At 62.2% G+C, this 21,792-nt stretch carries 22 protein-coding genes; 20 read left to right on the top strand and 2 right to left on the bottom strand.

The window, feature by feature from the left end; translation table 11 throughout:
• Positions 1 to 22 precede the first annotated feature (22 nt).
• The 12 genes from INT29_RS13355 (at position 23) to dapF (ending at position 12,206) form a co-directional block, all read left to right on the top strand.
• Positions 23 to 568: an ArsR/SmtB family transcription factor gene (locus tag INT29_RS13355; protein WP_101571115.1), complete on the top strand. Its 546-nt coding sequence runs from the start codon at positions 23 to 25 to the stop codon at positions 566 to 568.
• Between the two features lie 207 nt (positions 569 to 775).
• Complete coding sequence (locus INT29_RS13350) at positions 776 to 3,700, top strand: DNA translocase FtsK (protein WP_413463164.1); 2,925 nt, start codon at positions 776 to 778, stop codon at positions 3,698 to 3,700.
• A 99-nt stretch (positions 3,701 to 3,799) separates the two neighbouring features.
• The gene (pgsA, locus tag INT29_RS13345) at positions 3,800 to 4,519 is read left to right on the top strand and encodes a CDP-diacylglycerol--glycerol-3-phosphate 3-phosphatidyltransferase (protein WP_319020907.1); all 720 of its coding nucleotides are present in this window, start codon (positions 3,800 to 3,802) and stop codon (positions 4,517 to 4,519) included.
• A 4-nt stretch (positions 4,520 to 4,523) separates the two neighbouring features.
• A complete protein-coding gene (locus tag INT29_RS13340) occupies positions 4,524 to 5,048 on the top strand; it encodes a CinA family protein (protein WP_319020906.1) in 525 nt (174 codons plus the stop codon).
• A gap of 196 nt (positions 5,049 to 5,244) precedes the next feature.
• Positions 5,245 to 5,574, top strand: a complete 330-nt coding sequence (locus INT29_RS13335) for a helix-turn-helix domain-containing protein (protein WP_101571107.1) — start codon at positions 5,245 to 5,247, stop codon at positions 5,572 to 5,574.
• Positions 5,574 to 5,801, top strand: coding sequence for a DUF3046 domain-containing protein (locus INT29_RS13330; protein WP_193071941.1), 228 nt, complete (start codon positions 5,574 to 5,576; stop codon positions 5,799 to 5,801). Before INT29_RS13335 ends, INT29_RS13330 begins: the two co-directional genes overlap by 1 nt.
• Positions 5,802 to 6,168: 367 nt before the next feature.
• Positions 6,169 to 7,281, top strand: coding sequence for a recombinase RecA (gene recA / locus INT29_RS13325; protein WP_101571104.1), 1,113 nt, complete (start codon positions 6,169 to 6,171; stop codon positions 7,279 to 7,281).
• Positions 7,262 to 8,008 (top strand): regulatory protein RecX, encoded by a 747-nt coding sequence (locus tag INT29_RS13320; RefSeq protein ID WP_193071940.1) that lies wholly within the window; start codon positions 7,262 to 7,264, stop codon positions 8,006 to 8,008. Before recA ends, INT29_RS13320 begins: the two co-directional genes overlap by 20 nt.
• A 39-nt stretch (positions 8,009 to 8,047) precedes the next feature.
• Entirely contained in the window at positions 8,048 to 9,544 is a 1,497-nt protein-coding gene (gene miaB, locus INT29_RS13315) for a tRNA (N6-isopentenyl adenosine(37)-C2)-methylthiotransferase MiaB (RefSeq protein WP_101571100.1), read from the top strand.
• A gap of 1 nt (position 9,545) precedes the next feature.
• A complete protein-coding gene (locus INT29_RS13310) occupies positions 9,546 to 10,199 on the top strand; it encodes a hypothetical protein (RefSeq protein ID WP_193071939.1) in 654 nt (217 codons plus the stop codon).
• 12 nt (positions 10,200 to 10,211) lie between these two features.
• The gene (gene miaA / locus INT29_RS13305; protein ID WP_193071938.1) at positions 10,212 to 11,147 is read left to right on the top strand and encodes a tRNA (adenosine(37)-N6)-dimethylallyltransferase MiaA; all 936 of its coding nucleotides are present in this window, start codon (positions 10,212 to 10,214) and stop codon (positions 11,145 to 11,147) included.
• Between the two features lie 66 nt (positions 11,148 to 11,213).
• Positions 11,214 to 12,206, top strand: a complete 993-nt coding sequence (gene dapF, locus INT29_RS13300; protein WP_193071937.1) for a diaminopimelate epimerase — start codon at positions 11,214 to 11,216, stop codon at positions 12,204 to 12,206.
• A gap of 89 nt (positions 12,207 to 12,295) precedes the next feature.
• Here dapF and INT29_RS13295 read toward each other — a convergent pair whose 3' ends face one another.
• Positions 12,296 to 12,910, bottom strand: coding sequence for a class I SAM-dependent methyltransferase (locus INT29_RS13295; RefSeq protein WP_193071936.1), 615 nt, complete (start codon positions 12,908 to 12,910; stop codon positions 12,296 to 12,298).
• Between the two features lie 110 nt (positions 12,911 to 13,020).
• On the opposite strand from INT29_RS13295, the gene hflX reads away from it, so the two are divergent.
• Both hflX and INT29_RS13285 read left to right on the top strand, forming a co-directional pair.
• Complete coding sequence (hflX, locus tag INT29_RS13290) at positions 13,021 to 14,496, top strand: GTPase HflX (protein WP_193071935.1); 1,476 nt, start codon at positions 13,021 to 13,023, stop codon at positions 14,494 to 14,496.
• Positions 14,493 to 16,460: an ATP-dependent DNA helicase gene (locus INT29_RS13285; protein WP_193071934.1), complete on the top strand. Its 1,968-nt coding sequence runs from the start codon at positions 14,493 to 14,495 to the stop codon at positions 16,458 to 16,460. The genes hflX and INT29_RS13285 overlap by 4 nt, the downstream gene beginning before the upstream one ends.
• Before the next feature lie 107 nt (positions 16,461 to 16,567).
• On the opposite strand, the gene lexA is transcribed toward INT29_RS13285, so the two are convergent.
• On the bottom strand, positions 16,568 to 17,323 hold the full coding sequence (gene lexA / locus INT29_RS13280; protein WP_101571087.1) for a transcriptional repressor LexA: 756 nt from the start codon (positions 17,321 to 17,323) through the stop codon (positions 16,568 to 16,570).
• A 234-nt stretch (positions 17,324 to 17,557) separates the two neighbouring features.
• On the opposite strand from lexA, the gene INT29_RS13275 reads away from it, so the two are divergent.
• The 6 genes from INT29_RS13275 (at position 17,558) to priA (ending at position 21,791) form a co-directional block, all read left to right on the top strand.
• Entirely contained in the window at positions 17,558 to 17,896 is a 339-nt protein-coding gene (locus tag INT29_RS13275; protein WP_101571085.1) for a LysM peptidoglycan-binding domain-containing protein, read from the top strand.
• A 9-nt stretch (positions 17,897 to 17,905) separates the two neighbouring features.
• Positions 17,906 to 19,039, top strand: a complete 1,134-nt coding sequence (locus tag INT29_RS13270) for a histidinol-phosphate transaminase (RefSeq protein ID WP_193071933.1) — start codon at positions 17,906 to 17,908, stop codon at positions 19,037 to 19,039.
• Between the two features lie 101 nt (positions 19,040 to 19,140).
• Positions 19,141 to 19,737: an imidazoleglycerol-phosphate dehydratase HisB gene (gene hisB / locus INT29_RS13265; RefSeq protein ID WP_193071932.1), complete on the top strand. Its 597-nt coding sequence runs from the start codon at positions 19,141 to 19,143 to the stop codon at positions 19,735 to 19,737.
• A complete protein-coding gene (locus INT29_RS13260) occupies positions 19,734 to 20,336 on the top strand; it encodes a hypothetical protein (protein ID WP_193071931.1) in 603 nt (200 codons plus the stop codon). The genes hisB and INT29_RS13260 overlap by 4 nt, the downstream gene beginning before the upstream one ends.
• On the top strand, positions 20,333 to 20,962 hold the full coding sequence (hisH, locus tag INT29_RS13255) for an imidazole glycerol phosphate synthase subunit HisH (protein WP_193071930.1): 630 nt from the start codon (positions 20,333 to 20,335) through the stop codon (positions 20,960 to 20,962). The genes INT29_RS13260 and hisH overlap by 4 nt, the downstream gene beginning before the upstream one ends.
• A 91-nt stretch (positions 20,963 to 21,053) precedes the next feature.
• Positions 21,054 to 21,791: a bifunctional 1-(5-phosphoribosyl)-5-((5-phosphoribosylamino)methylideneamino)imidazole-4-carboxamide isomerase/phosphoribosylanthranilate isomerase PriA gene (priA, locus tag INT29_RS13250; RefSeq protein WP_101571075.1), complete on the top strand. Its 738-nt coding sequence runs from the start codon at positions 21,054 to 21,056 to the stop codon at positions 21,789 to 21,791.
• Position 21,792: the final 1 nt, after the last annotated feature.

Raw genomic sequence — 21,792 nt, 5'->3', positions numbered from 1 at the left:
TATCACTCGTTAGCGTTGAGGTATGAATGCTGAGCGCGCCGAGAACACAGCGCGGACCGTCGCGCGAGCCGTCGAACGCCGTGATGCCACCGATTCCGAGGCGAAGGCTCTGGCCTCGAGTCTTCGCATACGCATCCTGCGGCTGTGCCTCGACGAGGCACTGAGTAATCGTGAGATCGCCGAGGCGACCGACCTCAACCCAGCGACATCGCTGCACCATGTGCGGATGCTCGCCGACACGGGTTTCCTTGAGGCGCAGGAGCCGAGACGAGGTCGCCGAGGTGCCCGGGAGATCCCGTACCTTGCAACGGGCAAGAGTTGGTTCCTCAACACCGGTGACATGACAAATGAGATGCTCGATGCCTTCACCGCCGAATTCACGGCGGCTCCCTACGCGGAGCGCACGATGGGACGGATGGCGGCGATGCTCACCGAGGATGAGGTTGAGGAGTTCCGCGCCCGCATCGACGCCCTCTTCGAAGAGTTCCGCTCCCGCCGCAAGAAACCGGACGCCACACAGTGGGGACTGTTCATCGCCATGCACCCGAGCAGCTATACACCCGAGTGACCATGAGCGATAGCTATCATGACGCGCGCTGCGCGCCGGGGAAGGCTGGACTGAGGACACGACGTATTCCACCGCCTCGGCCGTGAGCTCGTCTTCATTGCACGTAGGGTCTGACGTGGATATTCGCCAGTTTCCACCCCTCTTATGGCGCGCCGAACCCTGCGGATTTACTGGGCAGGAGCGCATAATCGCCCTAAGATAAGAAGCATGGCGACCAGAACGACTTCCCCCGCTTCTGGTAAAGGAAAAGGCACAGCGCGCAAAGCTGCTGGTCGGACCGGGCAAGCGGGGACAAAGGAAGACCCCGGGACAAACGTTGTCACCGGTGCGTGGAGGGGAGTGGCCCACATGGCCGGAAACCGTGCGCGAAAGATCCTCAGCGACGAACCGAGTGACCAGTCACCGACGAAGAGAGACGGCACAGCCTTCTTCCTCATCGGTCTCTCAATCATCATCGCGGCCTTCGAATGGTGGAACATCCCCGGCGCGATCAGCGACGTCGTCCGCAATATCGTCGAGGGCACCTTCGGCAGAGTGGCACTGGCGCTGCCAGTGATCTTCACCTGCTACGCGATTCGACTGTTCCTGCGCGGAGACGATAACCGGGGCAATAACAGGATCCTCATCGGAATCATCCTCCTGCTCCTCTCTTCCTCGGGTCTGGCCCATATTGCCGCAGGCAATCCGACGTTCACCAACTCCCCAGAAGCCATGGCCAACGGGGGAGGGGCGCTCGGCTTCGTCATCTCCTCACCACTGGTCACCGCCACCACCAGTTATGTGGCGGTCCCTCTGCTCATCCTGCTCGGGCTCTTCTCCCTGCTGGTCATCACCGCGACACCGGTGCGTTCGATTCCCAAACGCCTCATGGATCTCTACCTGCGTCTGACTGGGGGAGCGCGACCCAATTCCGAGAAGCAGGACGGGCAGGAATCGACCGACCTCGTCGCCGACAACGCGCGCACCTCCACCCTCAAACCCGTCATGGGCAGCAAACGTCGGACCAAGAAAAAGAAGACCGACCTGCCCGAGGGCGGACATCCCGACGATGACACGACGACCAAGGCCTACGACAAGGCCTATATCCACGAAAACGATGTCAGCGAAGAAGAAGCTGACACCACGGTCATCGAACGGCCGCAGTTCAAACCCGGTGAACGTCGACCGACGAAGGCCGAGCGCGAAACTGCCGCACTGAAGAAGACCATCGGCATGGACGACGATGCCGCCTCGGTGACGAAGAAGGCTACCCCAGGTGACACCTCGGCGCCGGTGCCGGTGACCAACAACCCTGCACCGCCAGCCACGGAACAGCTGCCCGAACGAGTCGAGCAGCTCACTCTGGCCGGGGACGTCACCTACACCTTGCCTGCCTCCGACAATCTTCTGCCCGGCCCACCGGCAAAGGAGCGCTCCGAGGCCAACGACCGCGTCGTCGAAGCCCTGCGCGACGTACTCGAACAGTTCAAGATCGACGCACAGGTCACCGGCTTCTCACGTGGCCCCACGGTCACCCGGTACGAGGTGGAGCTGGGATCAGGCACCAAGGTCGAGAAGGTCACAGCGCTGTCCAAGAACATCGCCTACGCGGTGGCCAGCGCCGATGTCCGCATCCTCTCGCCGATCCCCGGCAAGAAGGCGATCGGCATCGAGATCCCCAACTCCGACCGTGAGAACGTGTCCCTCGGCGATGTGCTGCGATCGAAGGCCGCCCGCAAGACCGAGAACTCACTGGTCATGGGCGTGGGCAAGGATGTCGAGGGCGGATTCGTCGTTGCCGACCTCTCGAAGATGCCCCACCTGCTCGTCGCCGGTGCCACTGGTGCCGGTAAGTCGAGCTTCGTGAACTCCATGATCACCTCGATCATGATGCGTGCGACCCCCGACGAGGTGCGCATGATCCTCGTCGATCCGAAGCGCGTAGAGCTCACGATCTATGAGGGTATTCCACACCTCATCACACCGATCATCACGAACCCCAAGAAGGCCGCCGAGGCGCTCGAATGGGTTGTACGCGAAATGGACGCCCGCTACGACGACCTCGCGAACTTCGGGTTCAAACACATCAACGAATTCAACAAGGCCGTCCGGGAGGGCCGCGTCCAGGTTCCGGCCGGAAGCGAAAGGGTCCTGCAGCCCTACCCCTACCTGCTGGTCGTCGTCGACGAGCTCGCCGACCTGATGATGGTCGCGCCGCGCGACGTCGAGGCCTCGATCCAGCGCATCACCCAGCTGGCACGTGCGGCAGGCATCCACCTGGTCCTCGCCACCCAGCGACCCAGCGTCGATGTTGTCACCGGCCTGATCAAGGCCAACGTACCTTCACGGCTGGCCTTCGCCACCTCATCGCTGGCTGACTCCCGAGTAGTGCTCGATCAGCCCGGCGCGGAGAAGCTCATCGGACAGGGTGACGCACTGTTCCTGCCCATGGGTGCTGCCAAGCCGATGCGCGTCCAGGGCGCTTGGGTCAACGAGTCCGAGATCGAAAAGGTCGTCGAACACGTCAAGGGCGAACTCAAGCCGAACTACCGTGAAGACGTCGCGGTGGAGAAGCCGACGAAACAGATCGATGAGGAGATCGGCGACGATCTCGAACTGCTGCTCCAGGCGGCCGAGCAGGTTGTGACCACACAGTTCGGTTCGACCTCGATGCTGCAGCGCAAACTGCGCGTCGGCTTCGCCAAGGCCGGGCGACTCATGGACCTCATGGAATCACGTGGCATCGTCGGACCCTCCGAAGGTTCGAAGGCACGTGACGTGTTGGTCCGTCCCGAGGATCTGCCAGGCACACTGGCGATCATCAAGGGCGAGACCCCACCCGACGAGGACCCGAACCCGGCATCAGGCGGTGGCGGCGGCTCGGACGACGACGGCTCGGGCTACGGCGCGGGTCACAGCACGCAGGGTGCGAGCGGAGCGTCGGCGGCCGCAGACTACGACGAGGAGTTCGACGACTTCGGAGATTCAGGAACGAACACCTCGGGGAGGTCAACAGGTTCTGGTGCCAACGACCGTTACTCGGCGGGAGTCGGGCATGCCGACGATCTGCATATCGGCGACGTCGACCCCGAGACCGGCTTGGAAGTCGTTGAGACCAGCGGAGAGGACGCCTGGTCACTGACCGGTCGCTGACTCGCACCGCAAAGCAGAACTGAGAACGGCGTGGAGCCGACCGCTGAAACGAGCGGTCGGCTCCACGCCATTCACATGTCATTCCGATAGGGTTGCTCTGTGAATGATCGACCAGAGAACAGCGCCCCGGGACCCGCACCGGCAGAGCCCAGCCCGTGGAATGTTCCCAATGCCCTGACCGTGCTGCGGATCCTGCTCGTCCCCGTCTTCCTCGTCCTTCTCTTGGTCGATGGCGGCCAGGACATGACCATGCGGTGGTGGGCGCTGGCCGTCTTCCTGCTGGCGATGGCCACGGATAAGCTCGACGGAGATCTGGCCCGCAAATACAACCTGATCACGAACTTCGGCAAGATCGCCGACCCGATCGCTGACAAGTCCCTTATGGCGGCGGCACTCATCGGCCTCGCTGTGATCACGGAGATCCCTTGGTGGGTTCCCGTCGTCATCCTCATCCGTGAACTGGGCATCACCGTGCTGCGCTTCTTCATGATCCGCATCGCCGTCATGCCCGCGTCCAGAGGCGGCAAGATCAAGACGGTGCTGCAGACCGTCGCCATCGGGCTGTTCCTGCTGCTGCGCCCTGTGGCGCAGATCGTTCCCGAAGGCGTGACCTTCGCACTGTTGATCCTGGCCTGGCTGACCCTGGTCGCGGCCATCATCGTCACTGTTGTGACAGGAATCGACTACTGCGTCCAGGCGGCAAAACTGGCCAAGGAATCACGTGGAGGAGGCGAGACTGCTGCCGGCGGTCCCTCGGCTGACCGTCCGTCCGGGGATGGTCCCTCCTCGGCCAATCCAACCGGTCCGGACCCGAAGTGAGCCTGTGAACGAGACAGAACTCTTCGCCCGAAGCCAGCATCTCATCACCACCTGCAAACAGGTGGGACTTTCGATCGCCGGAGCAGAATCGCTGACCGGTGGTCGCTTCGTGGCCACACTCGTCGACATTCCTGGTGCCTCTGCAGTCGTCCGCGGCGGACTCATCACCTATGCCACCGACCTGAAATCGCGCCTGGCCGGAGTCGATGCCAAGCAGCTTGAGGAGACCGGCCCCGTCGACGAAGTCGTCGCAGCTCAGATGGCGGCCGGCGCAGCCAGGGAATGCGTCGCCGACATCGGGGTGGCCTGCACGGGAGTCGCCGGACCCGAACCACAGGACGACAAGCCGGTCGGTCTTGTCTACACCGCCATCGCCTTCGCCGGAAAGGCGCAGGTCAGCGAGCACCATTTCTTTGGGGACCGGGACACGATCCGCAGTCAGACGGTGGCGGCCATGGTGGCAGACCTCGACGACTTCGCCACACAGATGGCGTTCGGACCCGAAGCCGATGACGCGAACCAATTATGATTCCGGCGCCGTGGAATAAGTACAGCCTCGGCGCAGTTAACGAAGCAATGGCAATTGGACGAACATGCATCGGTACCTTCGAATGGACTGGCAAAACCATCAGGTCACACACCCAGGTTGGCGCTCGGCAACGACCGGGTTGTAAAGTTGAGTACACCATCAAGACTGTTCGCGGAGACAAGAGGAGGGACGCGCAATGCTACTGAGAGTTGAAATCGGTGACGCACTGCGCTCCGTCCGTCGGCGCCAGGGGCGGACCCTGCGCGATGTCTCTACGGGGGCCAGCGTTTCGCTGGGCTACCTCAGCGAGATCGAACGCGGACAGAAGGAAGCCTCCTCTGAGCTCCTCTCCGCGATCTGTGAAGCCCTCGACCTGCCGTTGTCGGCTCTGCTGTCATCGGTCTCCGACCGTTTCGCACTGGAGGAGGGCGTCGAAATCCCGGACACCATTCCACAGGAACTCTCCGACAAGATCCTCGGTCGCCCCGGTGGATATACCGTGCCACGACTGGCAGCCAAGCCGTAATGCGGCACACCCTCTACTGGGTTCTGATGAATGAGGAATTCGGCGAAGCTCGAGCCGCATCACTGCACACAGACCTCGCCCTGAGCAGCCTGGGCTCTCGCACCGCCGAAGAGGCATTCAGAGCAGGCGTCGAACCCCGGGACATCTGGACTGCAGTCTGTGACGCCTCGGGCGTACCTGAATCTCGTCGACTGGGCAAAGAGAAGCCGCGTTCACGTCCGTTCTAGGATCTGACTGTCCAGCGCCGTCCTTCCCACGACTGCTCCTCGCATCTGTTCATCTCAACGCTGCTTCGTGCTGACTGGCAAGGCACTCAGTCTCACCGGTACGGCAGTCAAACCGACGGGCACGGCGAAATCACTCGATCCAACCAGCATCGATCTTCAGGTCGAGTAGCGGCGGACGGTGCAAAATAGCGCGACACGCACCGACATATAGAACACTTGTTCCCATGTCGGTTATGCTGGTAATGATTCACGGGACCTGTGACCACGAGTGGCCGATTATCCACGGGGGAATTCGTTCCTCTGTTGTTATGTCAGTGCCACCTTCTAGCCTTGGTCTCAACGGATAACGAAACTTTTAGGAGAGACCATGGCTCGTACACCGAAGAACCTGCAGATCCCTACCGGCGGCGATAAATCGAAGGCGCTCGACGCCGCGCTGGGACAGATCGACCGCAACTACGGCAAGGGCGCGATCATGCGTCTGGGCGAAGGGGTCCGTGAACCCATCGCCTGCATCCCCACCGGTTCCATCGCACTCGACATCGCTCTGGGCATCGGCGGCCTGCCCCGCGGCCGCGTCGTCGAGATCTACGGCCCGGAATCTTCGGGTAAGACAACAGTGGCCCTGCACGCTGTCGCCAATGCTCAGAAGACGGGCGGAATCGCAGCATTCATCGATGCTGAGCACGCCCTAGATCCGGAATACGCGAAGAAGCTCGGCGTCGACACCGACCAGCTCCTCGTGTCCCAGCCGGACACCGGTGAGCAGGCACTCGAGATCGCCGATATGCTCATCCGCTCCGGAGCGCTCGACGTCATCGTCATCGACTCCGTCGCGGCCCTCGTGCCGAAGGCCGAGATCGAAGGCGAGATGGGCGACAGCCATGTGGGCCTCCAGGCGCGACTGATGTCGCAGGCACTGCGTAAGATCGCAGGCGCCCTGTCTCAGTCGAAGACCACCGCGATCTTCATCAACCAGCTGCGTGAGAAGGTCGGCGTCTTCTTCGGTTCACCGGAGACCACCTCTGGTGGTAAGGCACTGAAGTTCTACGCCTCCGTGCGCATCGACGTGCGACGCATCGAGACTTTGAAGGAAGGCCAGGACGCGGTCGGCAACCGCACCCGCGCCAAGATCGTCAAGAACAAGATCGCACCGCCGTTCAAGCAGGCCGAGTTCGACATCATCTATGGCCAGGGCATCTCCCGTGAGGGCAGCCTCATCGATATGGGCGTCGATAACGGCATCATCCGCAAATCCGGATCATGGTTCACCTACGACGGTGACCAGCTGGGCCAGGGCAAGGAAAACGTGCGCAACTTCCTGCGCGACAACCCAGGACTGGCCGAGGAGATCGAACTCAAGATCAAACACAAGATGGGTCTGATCAAGGTCGACGAGCCTGAAGCTGAGGCAGGAGCAGACAAGGCCGAGGGCAGCGCAGCAGAGAGCTCGAAATCGGATGACGTCGAAGTTTCCTGATCCGATCGATCGCGACAGCGATCTCGCCGAGTCACGTCCCCACGGGGGCGACTCGGCGAGATCAGATGCGCCGAGCGCGAAGCTGACGCAGCTGCGCGAAGCCATCACCGAGATCGACCAACGCCACGCCGAAGGGGAGCCCGAGTACTTCGCTGACACCGCCTCGGCGTCGGAGTCTCCGATGGGTGTGGGTGCTGCACCATCTGAGGATGTTCCCTCATTCGCCGATGCGCTGTCATTCGATGACGACGATGAGCCGCTGGACTTCGACGCCTCCTATGCGAAGGCGAAGAAGACGGCCATGAACATGCTGGCCATGCGCGATCACGCCAGCGGCGAACTGCGGGACAAACTGCTCAAGCGCGATTTCCTGCCCGAAGCAGTCGACGAACTCATTGCCAAACTGCAGAAGTCACGACTCCTCAACGACGAAGAGTTCGCACACCGTTATGTCCGAGCTCACAGGGAACGTCGAAAACTGTCCCGCACCGCGCTCAAACGAGAACTGAACAAAAAGGGCCTGCCCGCAGAGATCGTTTCCGACGCCGTCGAGGATGTGGACGGGGAAGACGACCTCGCCCGCCAGGTCGCCGAGAAGAAGGCCGCATCGACACGCGGACTCGACTACGAGATCCGTGAGCGTCGAATCCTGGGCATGCTCGCACGACGCGGATTCGCATCCTCAATCTGTATCAAGGTGACACGCGAAGTCCTCGCCGAAGACTGAGCTTCGCCGATGACAGACAACAGCTAGAATAGTTTCGCCATGACTGAACTGATTGATGCACCCACCTCCACCGAGAAATCACCGCGCAGCTACGAGGTGAAGACCTACGGCTGCCAGATGAATGTCCACGATTCCGAACGGCTGTCCGGACTTCTCGATGATGCGGGCTATGTTCCCGCAGACACCGATGACCAAGCCGACGTCATCGTCTTTAACACCTGCGCGGTCCGCGAGAACGCGGACAACCGTCTCTACGGAAACCTGGGTCAGTTGGCGCACATCAAGGAACGCAACCCTGATTTCCAGATCGCAGTCGGCGGCTGCATGGCACAGAAGGATCGGGACACGATCGTCAAGAAGGCCCCCTGGGTCGACGTCGTCTTCGGCACCCACAATATGGGATCGCTGCCGGCACTGCTCGAACGAGCACGCCACAACCAGGAAGCCCAAGTCGAGATCCTCGAGAGCCTCGACGTCTTCCCATCCACTCTGCCCAGCCGCCGCGAATCACAGCATTCCGGGTGGGTCTCGATTTCGGTCGGATGCAACAATTCCTGCACTTTCTGCATCGTCCCCAGCCTGCGCGGCAAGGAGAAGGACCGCAGACCCGGCGACATCTTGGCCGAGGTCGAAGCGCTCGTGGCCGACGGCGTCGTCGAAGTCACACTTCTGGGCCAGAACGTGAACTCCTATGGTGCCGAATTCAGGGACAAGGGAGCATTCGCGAAACTGCTGCGCGCCGTGGGCAAGGTCGAGGGCATCGAACGTGTGCGCTTCACCAGCCCGCATCCTGCCTCGTTCTCCGATGACGTCATCGAGGCCATGGCAGAGACGCCGACCGTCATGCCGCAGCTGCACATGCCGCTGCAGTCCGGCTCCGACTCGATTCTGAAATCCATGCGCCGGTCCTACCGCACCAGCAGGTTCATGCGCATCCTCGACTCCGTGCGCGAGAAGATCCCGCATGCAGCGATCACCACCGACATCATCGTCGGATTCCCAGGGGAGACCGAAGAAGACTTCCTCGGCACCATGGACATCGTCCGTCGTGCCCGCTTCTCACAGGCCTTCACCTTCCAGTACTCGATACGACCCGGCACTCCCGCCGCCACGATGGACGATCAGGTACCCAAGCACATCGTGCAGGAACGCTTCGAACGACTGACTGCGCTCCAGGACGAGATCTCCTGGGAAGAGAACAAGGTACAGGTCGGCCGCGAGATCGAAGTGCTCGTCACGACCAGACCACACGATGACTCACCACGACTCACCGGCCGCGCGGCAGATAACCGACTCGTCCACGTGGGGATCCCTGACGGAATCGATATGCCGCGTCCCGGCGACTTCGTCACCGCCACCGTGACCGAAGCCAAACCATTCTTCCTCTTGGCCGACTCCGGCTTCGCGGTACGTCCCTCCCGAGCAGGCGATGCCTATGACCGGGCACAGGCGGACAGCTGTGGAGCCCCAGCGCCGGGACAGACAAGTGCCGGATCCACGAATCTGGGCATGCCGACCATCCGCACCCGCGGCTGAGATGCCCGAATTTGCGATCATCCCGGCCGCACCGATCCTCTTAGACGGTGTGGACCTGGCAGAATCCGCGCAGATCGGACCTTTACGAACTGTCATCGAATCCATTCTGCAGACCAAGACGAAGTGGGCGCTTCCGGTGCGCGAGCTGCCTCCCGTAGCCGGCCTCGGCGGGCTGGGCATCGATCGTGGCATTGATACCCGAACGAATGAGCTGCTCGAAGGCGAGGAATGGGTTGAGACCGTGTCCGCGCTCAATCCTGCCGAGCGTGCCGCCAGTGAATCCGCGCATCCGGCCATAGCAGTGGCGCTCCTCCACGCTCATTCCTGTGGTGTTCGAATCGGCACGCTGGGCAGCACAGATGACCTGATGATTCCCATCGACCTGTCCGTCGCTGCGTCCGGAAACGCTCCACTGGCACCAGTGCCCGGCGCAGCGGAGGCAGACGCCCGTGTCGTACATGCACTCACAGCCGGTGATGTCGACGCAGTAGTCGCAGCGACGTCGGCGGGTGCTGACGTGCACGCCGACCTCGACCTCCTCGACGCTGCAACCGCACACATGCTTCTTCGCGAAGGAACCGACTATTCGTTCAGCACGGTCTTCGACGAGAACGTCCACGAGGTCCGTTCGTTGTGCGGGACCGGAACGTATTGAGATGAGCCACCCTTGAGCACGGCCGAAGAGCCCATCATCACCATCGCCGGGGCCACAGCCACAGGAAAATCGGACCTGGCACTCAACCTGGCTGAACACCTCGGCGGGGAGATCATCAATACGGATTCCATGCAGTTCTACCGAGGCATGGACATCGGCACCGCCAAACTGCCCGTCAATGAGCGCCGAGGAATCACCCACCACCTCATCGACATCCTCGACGTGCGTGAAGAAGCGAACGTACAGACCTTTCAAAGGCAGGCGCGTGAGGCCATCGCAGACATCCGCACCCGGGGGAGACGACCCATCCTCGTCGGCGGATCGGGACTGTACGTGCGAGCCGCGACCGACCGCATGGAATTCCCCGGCACCGACCCCGAGGTGCGGGCACGAATCGAATCTGAAGTCGACGCCGACCGGTGGGGCAGGCACCGGCACCTGCAGGAAGTCGACCCCGCCGCCGCGGAGAAGATCACACCAAACGACTCCCGACGCATCGTGCGTGCCCTCGAAGTCATCGAGCTGACCGGACGCCCCTTCAGCGCTCAGCTGCCCGACTACCAGGCCATCGAACCGACCCTCCACCTAGGACTGAGCGTGGAGCGGGCCACCCTGCACGAACGAATCGCTGCCCGAGTGAAAATCATGTGGGAACAAGGGTGGGTCGACGAAGTCCGCAGTCTCCTCGAGCGTGGCCTGGCCGAAGGCAGAACCGCATCGCGGGCCATCGGGTATGCACAGATCCAGCAGCACCTGAGCGGCGAACTCGACCAAGACACAGCCCAGGAGCAGACGACCATCAGAACCCGGCAATTCGCACGCAGACAGGACACCTGGTTCCGCAGGGATCCGCGCACCGTCTGGATCGACGCGACCGCCGGCGACCATGAGGCCAATGCTGCCCTCGCCCTCGAGACCATTGCAGGCACAACAGACCCCGAGAGCTGAAGTCCATTCTCCAGAACTGAAAGCCGACTGTGCCAAGTGCGGATCGCTCACCGATAGGATAAGTTCATGAGTTCCTCCCAGTCACCATTCGCCGATATCGCAGGCACCGACTTCATCAAGGGCCACGGCACGCAGAACGACTTCGTCCTCTTAGCCGACGACGACAGTTCCCTTGAGATGCATCCTGAAACGATCGCGCTCCTGGCCGATCGTCGCTCGGGTCTGGGCAGCGACGGTGTCATCCGCATCGTCCGCTCGGCAAGCAGCGGGATCCCCGGCGCTCTCGAGCAGGCCGAGGCCGGAGCCGAATGGTTCATGGACTACTACAACCACGACGGCAGCCTCTCCGAAATGTGCGGCAACGGCGTCCGCGTCTTCGCCCACGTGCTGGTGACCACTGGTCGCGTCCCAGCCGATGCCAGAGAGATCCTCGTCGGCACACGAGACGGCATCAAGACCGTCCGCACGGTCCTCAACCCTGCACTGGGCAAGCAGACCGGTGACGAGACAGCGGCCGCGGCAGGACCGAGGCTTCCCGGCTCCGCGAGCGATGCCTGGTACATGATCGACATGGGCGAATGGTCTCTGGATGACAGTGACCACGTTCTCGTAACGACCTCGGGCATCGAAGTTCCCCGCCCCGGCATGCGCGTCGAGACCGGCAACCCTCACACGGTGGTCGCACTCGCCGAGCTGGCTGAACTCGACAGCGCAGAACTGCGCGACGCACCGATCCTCGACCCGGTTCCATCTCAAGGATCGAACGTCGAATACATCGTTATGGAACCAGCACGCAGCGACGTGGCCGGGGGAGAAGGTGCCCTGCGCATGAGGGTATTCGAACGCGGTGTCGGAGAGACCCGGTCCTGCGGTACGGGAGCGTGCGCCGCAGCCATTGCCGCCCACCACTGGGCAGGACCTGCCTCTCCACTGCAGTGGCGTGTGGATGTTCCCGGCGGTCAGCTGCGCATCGGCATCACTGTGAACGAAGACGGCACCCGCGGCAACGTCACCCTCTCCGGACCGGCTGTTCTGGTCGCCAGCGGCACTATCAGCTGACATTCGCCGGCAGCTGACCTGAGCCAGATGTTGACCTCAACCAGATGTTGACCTCAGCCAGCCTGCGGCTTGTTCGGTTTGCGGTTCGATCAGTCGCGGGTGACGGTGAGGACCCGGAAACCCTTCGACGACCCGGTGCGCACGACACTGAAGCCTTGTCCCAGAGCTTCGATGAGCCACTTCTGCAGAGAATCCGCACCGAGGTTCTTCGACACGACGAGATCGGCGCGTCCGCCGGGAGCCAAGCGTGGCAGCCAAGTGGTCAGCAGCTCATGCAGAGCCTCCTTGCCAACCCTGATCGGCGGATTCGAACGGATCGCACTGAACTGCATGTCCGACGGGATCTCATCAGCGGTGACGGGACGAATCGAACTCAGGCCATGACGCTGCGCATTTTTGCGCGTGGCATCAAGGGACCGGGAATTGACGTCGAGCGCCCACACACGAACATCTACCTCGGCGTCCTTGGCACTGAGCGCTGCGTCCAAGGAAATGGGACCCCAACCGCACCCCAGATCGAGGATCTCGCCGGGCTCCGGTGTCGGGAGATGGCGTATCAGAACCGCTGTTCCCAGATCCAAACGCGTGGGGGAGAACGTCCCCGAAACTGTCTCGACCGTGACCTCGCGGCCCGCGAGATCAAGGGTCAGCTCGCGTGTTTTGGCTTCGCTGCTGGGCGATTCGGTGAAATAGTGCTCAGACACCGTTACAGTCTAGACGGCTGTGGGAGAATTGATGGACACCTCTCTGTTCTGAGAGGAAACTCTCCGCACGGCAGCAGTGCCGCGAAGAGTGGAAACGAACAAAGGAATGAATGACGTCCACTGACAAAGAGCGTCGGGACGCGATGCTCGACCGCGTTCTCGCACGAGGTGCCCAAGCCTTGGGTACCAACGAATCAAACGTCGATGACGCCTCGCAGTTCGATCTGGCTGAGAGGGCGGCACTCAAACGGGTCGCCGGCCTGTCCACCGAACTCGAAGACATCACCGAGGTCGAATACCGCCAGGTCCGCCTGGAGAAGGTCGTCCTCGCCGGACTGTGGAACACCACGCAGGCTGACGCCGAGAACTCGATCAGGGAGCTCGCGGCACTCGCAGAGACCGCTGGATCCGAGGTGCTCGACGCCATCATCCAACGCCGCGAGACCCCGGACCCTGGAACCTACCTCGGCAAGGGCAAAGCCGCCGAGCTGGCCGAGATCGTTGCCTCCGAAGGTGCTGACACCGTGATCATCGACTCCGAACTCGCACCCAGCCAACGCCGCGGACTCGAAGACGTAATCAAGGTCAAGGTCATCGACCGCGTTGCCCTCATCCTCGACATCTTCGCCCAGCATGCTAAGTCCCGCGAGGGCAAGGCCCAGGTCGAACTGGCTCAGCTCGAATACCTGCTCCCACGCCTACGCGGCTGGGGCGAGTCACTGTCGCGTCAGGCGGGTGGCCAGGTTGCCGGCGGTGCTGGAATCGGTTCCCGCGGTCCCGGTGAGACGAAGATCGAACTCGACCGCCGTCGAATCAGGGCCAGAATGTCGAAGCTGCGCCGACAGATCGAAGGGATGGCACCCTCACGGTTGACGAAGCGGAAGAACCGCGCACGCAACCACATCCCGTCGGTGGCGATCGTCGGCTACACCAACGCCGGCAAGTCCTCCCTGCTCAACCAGCTCACCGACGCCGAGGTGATGGTGCAGAATGCGCTCTTCGCCACCCTGGATCCGACTGTGCGACAGTCCCGGACCGCGGAGGGCATCACATTCACCTACACGGACACTGTCGGCTTCGTCCGAAACCTTCCACACCAGTTGGTCGAAGCATTTCGGTCGACATTGGAAGAGGCCTCCGACTCGGATCTGATCCTTCACATCGTCGATGCCTCGCACCCGGATCCGCATGGACAGATCCATGCCGTCCGGGACGTGCTCAAAGACGTCGAGACCGGAGATATCCCCGAACTCCTGGTCTTCAACAAGGCCGACCTTGCCGATGAAGCAGTGGTGACCGGACTCCACGCGGAGTACCCGGATGCCTGCTTCGTCTCCGCTGTGACCAAGGAGGGAATCGCCGAGCTCGTCGAAAGAATCGAGGCGATGCTGCCCTCGCCGAATATTGACGTCACAGTGCTCATCCCCTATGAGCGCGGCGACCTCGTGTCGAAGATCTATGCACTGGGCACGGTCGAACACGAAGAACACGGTGCCGAGGGAACCGCCATGCAGGCGAAGGTTCCGGCAGACCTGGCAGCGGAGCTCGCAGACTTCCGACGTCCGGACCTGGTCATCGGCAAGTGAGTAAGGTCGAAGATCTGCTCGAGTCCGCCGTAGGTGCCATCGGCGGCTCGCCCAGACACGGACAGACGGAGATGGCCGAGGCGGTTGCCTCGTCGGTAGACAAGGGCATCCACCTTCTGGTTCAGGCCGGAACCGGCACAGGAAAGTCGTTGGCGTACCTGGTTCCTGCGGCCGAGTACTCCAGTCGAACAGGCAAGCGCGTCATCGTGTCCACGGCCACCTTGGCTCTGCAGACACAGATCATCCACCGTGACCTGCCGCGCCTGTTCAAGTCGGTGAAGAAGACTCTCGACCCGCTGCCACGCGCGGCCCTGCTCAAAGGCCGACGCAACTATGTGTGCAAGCACAAGCTCTCCGGCGGGTATCCCGATGAGGGCGAAGGGATGCTCTTCGACCTCGGTGCCGATGCGGAGGCCGGTCGCAAGGCCAACGACCGGTCGGGTCTGGGTGAGGAGATTCAGCGGATCCGTACGTGGGAGAAGACCACTGACAGCGGGGATCGCGATGATCTTCTGCCTGGTGTCAGCGACAGGGCGTGGTCAGAGGTTTCAGTCAACGCCTTCGACTGCCTCGGCTCGAACTGTCCCCTGTACACGGAATGCTTCGCGGAGCTGGCCCGCAACAATGCCGCCGAGGCTGACATCGTCGTGACCAACCATGCCCTGTTGGCCATCGACGCCTTCGGTGAGAACACGGTGCTGCCCGAACATGATGTCATCATCATCGACGAGGCCCACGAATTGAAGGACCGGGTCACCAACGCACTGTCTGGTCAGATCAATACCAGCATGCTCGCGGCCGCCACTAGTTCCGTGCGCAAGCACACGATCGTGCAGGACGGTGTCGTCGCGCTGCTCGACTCGGCCGCCGCAGCACTCGAACGTGCCCAGAGCGGAGTCGCCGAGGGCCTGATCATGAATATGAGCGAGGCACTGTCCCTCGCGTTGGCCCAGATTCGTGACTCCACGCGACAGATCATCAATGACATCGGCGGCAAAACCGAAGAGTCCGACGCCGGTCGGCAGATGGCCAAGGCCCGGTGCCAGGAGATCTTCGAACTCGCCGAGCGCTTCTGTGCACCGGGCAAGAACGATGTCGTGTGGTTGTCGAGAAGCACCTTCCGCGAACGGGAGACCACGAACCTCGTCGTCGCGCCGCTCAGCGTTGCCGGGACCATGAGGTCAGGGATCTTCGAAGAATCGACGGTGGTGGCCACCTCGGCGACTCTGTCGCTGGGTGGTAACTTCGACGCGGTCGCAGCGTCATTGGGACTCTTCGGCCCCGACGCCCCCAAATGGGACAGCCTCGATGTCGGATCACCCTTCGACTACGGCAAGCAGAGCATCCTCTACGTCGCAGCCCACCTTCCGCGTCCGGGCCGCAGCGGCCTGAGCGAACAGGCTCTGGACGAGTTGGAGGAACTGGTCACCGCGTCCCAGGGCGGTGCACTGGGACTCTTCTCCTCACGCGCGGCCGCGAATGCCGCAGCCGAACACCTGCGGGCGAAATTGGGCTTCCCGATCCTGCTCCAAGGTGATGACGGGCTGCCGTCGCTGGTCTCTCAATTCACCGCAGATGACCAAGCCTGCCTCTTCGGCACCATGTCGCTGTGGCAGGGAGTGGACGTGCCGGGCCGGACCAATCGTCTCGTCATCATCGACCGGCTTCCGTTCCCACGCCCCGATGACCCGCTGATGCAGGCCAGGTCGAGAGATGCCGATGATCGGGGAGTCAACGGGTTCATGGCCGTCAGCGCCACTCATGCCGCACTGCGCCTGGCACAGGGCGCGGGCCGCCTCATTCGGTCGACATCGGACAGGGGAATCGTGGCTGTCCTCGACTCACGCCTGCGCTCGGCCCGCTACGGCGGCTACTTGGTGAACTCGATGCCATCGATGTGGCCGACGACCGATTCGGCACTCGTGAAGAGCAGCCTGGGACGTCTGGCCGCCACCGAGAAATGACCGGAGACTGAAACGCACTGTGCCCCCGACCGATATCGGTCGGGGGCACAGCTAGTGGAGCCTGAGCGGTTGTCAGACCGACGAGGGCAGGGGCCTGGCCGGCTGTGTCAAAGGCGGCGAATGACCGTTACGACGAGACCCATGATCTGGGCATAGGTGCCATCGATGGGTTCGTAGTCCTTGTTCTGGGGGAGCAGCCACTGGTGGCCTGCCTTGCGCTTGAGGGTCTTCACCGTTGCTTCACCGTCGAGCAACGCAGCCACGATCTGACCGTTGTCAGCCGTGTGCTGTTTGCGCACGACCACCCAGTCGTCGTGGCAGATGGCGGCTTCGATCATCGAATCACCGACAACCTTGAGCAGGAACATGTCACCGGAACCGACGACCTGAGTCGGCAGAGAGAAGACGTCATCGACTTCCTGCTCGGCCAGGATCGGACCACCGGCGGCAATGCGACCCACCACTGGAACCTGGACGGTATTGTTGGCCAGCTCTTCGTACTTAGCCCGCTCTGCCTCTTCCTCTTCGAAGGGATTGACCACTTCGATGGCACGCGGGCGCTTCGGGTCTCGGCGGACATAGCCGAGGCGTTCGAGCTGCGAGAGTTGGTGGGCCACGCTGGAGAGTGAGGCGAGTCCGGCGGCTTTGCCGATCTCGCGCATGCTCGGTGGATAGCCGTTGGTGACGACTGCACGTTCGATGGTCTCGAGGACCAGGCGCTGGCGTGGGGTCAGACGGAAGTCGCCCTCGCCAGTGGAGCCTTCCGGAATCGAGACGTCTTCGTCATCGTGGCGGGCGGCCGCGATTTCGCTGGCGACGTCCTCATTACGAGGACGGCCTCTTCCTCGTTTGTTCTGAACCATTGCTCGTTCCCCTTCGTTCTATTCTCGCTGGCCTCACCGCTTGATCCTCACGTCGAGAATTCTCGTGTCAGTGCCGCCTGAGATGGTTCTTTCAGATCAATCAACAACGCTGGTTCCCTCTCATTGTCGCATAAATGTTCGAGTTGGACTGGACATATGTTCGATTGGCATGTTGAATAGAACAGACGTTCTACCTATTACGGGTGGAATCGTACGAAGGAAAGAGGTTAAGCGATGTCTGCACAGAACCAGGAACTGCGTTTCACCACTCGTGGACGCCAGGCGATGCGCCTGCTTCGGACCATGGTGTGCGCTCTCGTCATCGTCGGCGGAGCATTCTTCGTCGCCACGCAGTCGTTCTCGGCCGCGGCCGGAGCAGAAGCCGAGAGCACCGACATCGGCATCGACGCCGACGCGGTCGTCGTCGGCGAAGGTGAGTCGCTGTGGGCTGTGGCTGTAGATCTCGGGCTCGACCGAGACACTCGCGATGTGGTGTCTGACATCGTCGACATCAACCATCTGGCCACGCCTGTGGTGCACCCGGGTCAGACCCTGGATGTGCCCCAACGCTAGACTGATGCGGTGGGAAATAACGAGTCTTTGCCAGTACGTTCGGACCTAGTCGGCCTCAAGCCCTACGGGGCTCCGCACCTTGATGTTCCGGTGCAGCTGAACGTCAACGAGAACGCCTATCCGATCCCGGACGCCGTCGTAGAGAGCATGCGCTCGGCGGTCGACGGGCACTTCGCTGGACTCAACCGCTACCCTGACCGAGAGTTCGAGGAACTGCGCGAACATCTGGTGACCTACCTGCACGGAGTCAATGACCGATCCGGTCACACGGTTGGCCTCAGCCCCAACATGATCTGGGCGGCCAACGGATCGAACGAGGTCCTCTCCCATGTCGTGCAGGCATTCGGAGGACCGGGTCGCACGGTCCTCGGATTCACTCCCAGCTACTCCATGCACCCGCTGATCACCACCGGCACCGGTGCCACCTGGCAGTCGTCAGCACGCAACGATGATTTCACCCTTGATGCTGAAACCGTCGGCGCCGAAGTTGCGGCAACCGATCCCGACATCGTCTTCCTGTGCACACCGAACAACCCGACAGGCACCTCGATCGGTCTCGACGTCATCGAAGCCGCATACGACAACTGTTCGGGCATCGTCATCGTCGATGAGGCCTACGCCGAATTCTCCAGGCCTGCACGAGCCTCGGCGATGACCCTCCTGGCCGGGCGCCCTCGTCTGGTCGTGTCCCGCACGATGAGCAAGGCATTCGCCTGTGCAGGTCTGCGCCTGGGCTACGCCATCGCGGCCCCGGAGCTCATTGACGTCATGCGCCTGGTTCGCCTGCCGTACCATCTCTCGGAAATCACCCAGGTCCTCGCCTGCACTGCGCTGGAACATGCTGATCTTCTCCTGGAGAACGTCGACCGACTCATCGACTCGCGCGATCGAATCTCGGCACATCTGAGCAACGTCGGATTCACCGTCTACCCCAGTGATTCGAACTTCGTCCTGTTCGGCAACATCTCCTCACCACATGAGCTGTGGCAGAAGCTGCTGGATCGAGGAATACTGATCCGCGACATCGGCATCACCAACCATGCTCGCGTCAATGCAGGCACCGAGGAAGAGACCGACGCTTTCCTCACAGCGGTCGACGAGATCCTGGCCGAGCCCCCCGGCATTCTGCTGACAACGGGCTGAGACGCATTCCATGGCATGCGCACACTGAGGCACACCACATCACTTAAATCAGAGGACAATGGTCCTCAGGCGGCACCCACCCTTCCTACGAAAGGCCCTTCATGAGGCAGGCACAACGCTCCCGCACGACCTCGGAATCTGCGGTCACCGTATCCATCGACCTCGACGGAACCGGCCAGTCCGATATCTCGACCAGTGTTCCCTTCTTCGACCACATGCTCACGGCGCTGTCGAAGCACTCTCTCATCGACATGGAGATCAAGGCCGAGGGCGATACACATATCGACGTTCACCACACGGTCGAGGACACTTCCATCGTGCTGGGTCAAGCGCTGAGTGAGGCGTTGGGCGACAAGACCGGCATCCGTCGCTACGGGCTTGCCGCTGTGCCACTCGACGAGGCGCTGGCTCGCTGCGTCGTCGACGTGGCCGGTCGCCCCTACTTCGTGCACGAAGGTGAGCCGGAAGGCCAGCAGTACCACCTCATCGGCGGTCACTTTACGGGATCGATGACCTCACACTCTCTGGAGTCGATTGCATTCCATGCCGGTCTCACCGTGCACCTCGACCTGCTGCGCGGCCGCGACCCGCACCACATTGCCGAAGCTGAATTCAAAGCCTTCGCCCGCGCCCTGCGTGAGGCTATCGAACTCGATGAACGCAATAACTCGGTACCCAGCACGAAGGGAGTCCTGTGAGCACCACCGTCATCGTGACTCCTTTCGGAGTCGCTGAGCAGCTGGCTGCTGCCTGCGTGCTGTCGAACATCAAGGGAACCATCGTCCCCATCGGCGACTTCACCGGAATCGTCTTGGCCGATACTGATGTTCAGGCAGGCAACGAGGCGGCCGCGGCGATCTCGAAACTCTCCGGCAAACATGAGGTCCTGCTGTTGGCCCGCAGTGAGGAACAGATCGACGCCGGACACTTCCGGCACGGAGCCCGCGAATCGGATGTGCCGGCCGGCCTGGCCCTGAAGAACCTTCCGGACGTTCTTGAGCAGCTCCTGCTCGAGATCGTGTCTGCCGACGAAGTTGAAGGCAGCATTCCCACCTCCTCCATGACTAAACTGCAGGCCAGCGCCGCCACAATGTCTCCAGGCCGGGCGGCCGTGGCTCGGACCGCGCTGCTGTGGATCGTCGTGGCGGTCCTCGCGGGGCTCATCACCGCCTTCGGAATCACCATCGGTCTGAGCGGAAACACCATGGCCTGGGTCGTCGCCGTCTTTGGTGCGATCGTCCTCGGATTCTCCCTGTGGCGCATCTACAGAGTCCTGAACAGGGGTGCCAAGCAATGAGCACGGTCGCTGTCTTAGACTATGGCGCAGGCAACGTGCGTTCGGCCGTGCGCGCTGTCGCCGCTGCTGGTGCAGAGGTCGTGCTGACTGCCGACCGCGCTGTCATCGATGCCGCAGACGGTCTGCTCGTCCCCGGGGTCGGTGCCTATTCGGCCGTGATGGCCGGGCTGAAGCGAGTCGGCGGGGTTGACCTGATCCGCTCCTGGCACGAAAATCGCCGTCCTCTGCTGGGCATCTGCGTCGGTCTCCAGGTCTTCTTCGCCGGCGGAGAAGAACACGGGCAGAAGACGGAGGGTATTGGTCTCTGGCCCGGCGCAGTGACAGCACTCGATGCCCCCATCGTGCCGCACATGGGGTGGTCACAGGTCAGCGCACCGACGAACTCAGTGATGTTCGACGGCGTTGCCGAAGAGCGTTTCTACTTCGTCCATTCCTATGCTGCGACCGAAGCGCCGGCGAACACACTGGTGACCACGGCCACTCACGGTGGCAACTTCATCGCGGCAGTCGAGGACGGCACCACCTGGGCCGCCCAGTTCCACCCCGAGAAGTCATCCGATGCGGGAGCGCGTCTGCTGCGTAACTGGGTCGGCTCCTTCCCGAACACCGGTCGCGCACGCCACTAGCATTGCCCCTACACGTCAGCTCCAGTTCCTCCAGTCATACCCGTTCCAGTTCGTCCAACTCAGTCTCCACAGCCTCTAGAGAAAGGTCACAATGACTCAAACCCCCAACAAGCTCGTCCTCCTGCCCGCCGTAGACGTCGCCGATGGCAAAGCCGTCCGTCTCGTCCAGGGTGAAGCCGGAACCGAAACGGATTACGGCTCACCCATCGACGCGGCTCATGACTTCGAAAGTCGGGGAGCCGAGTGGATACACCTCGTCGACCTCGACGCTGCATTCGGGCGGGGATCGAACTCGGATCTGCTCAACCAGGTCGTCAAAGCCGTCGGCATCAAGGTCGAACTCTCCGGAGGCATCCGCGACACCGAGAGCCTCGAACGAGCACTCGACACGGGTGCAGAGCGAGTGAACATCGGGACTGCGGCGTTGGAGAACCCGGAATGGACCGCCGACATGATCTCGCGCTTCGGTGATCAGGTCGCCATCGGGCTCGACGTCCGTGGCACCACCCTCGCCGCCCGCGGTTGGACCCAGGACGGGGGAGACCTCTACGAAGTTCTCTCGACCCTGGAGAAGGCCGGCTGCGCCCGCTACGTCGTCACCGACGTCCGTAAGGACGGCACTCTGCAGGGACCCAACGTGGAACTGCTGAAGTCGATGGCAGAGAAGACCGACAAGCCGATCGTGGCCTCTGGCGGGGTCTCCAGCCTCGACGACCTGCGCAACCTACGCGAACTGGTCCCCTTCGGTGTGGACTCGGCCATCGTGGGCAAGGCCCTGTACGCTGGAAAGTTCACTCTGGAAGAAGCACTCGAAGTCGCTGGAGGCTGAA

Origin of the sequence: Brevibacterium sp. FME37 (assembly GCF_014897485.1) — a bacterium.
Classification (GTDB): Bacteria; Actinomycetota; Actinomycetes; order Actinomycetales; family Brevibacteriaceae; genus Brevibacterium.
The sequence above is the reverse complement of the archived record's forward strand: the minus strand, read 5'-3'. Positions and strand labels throughout refer to the sequence as shown.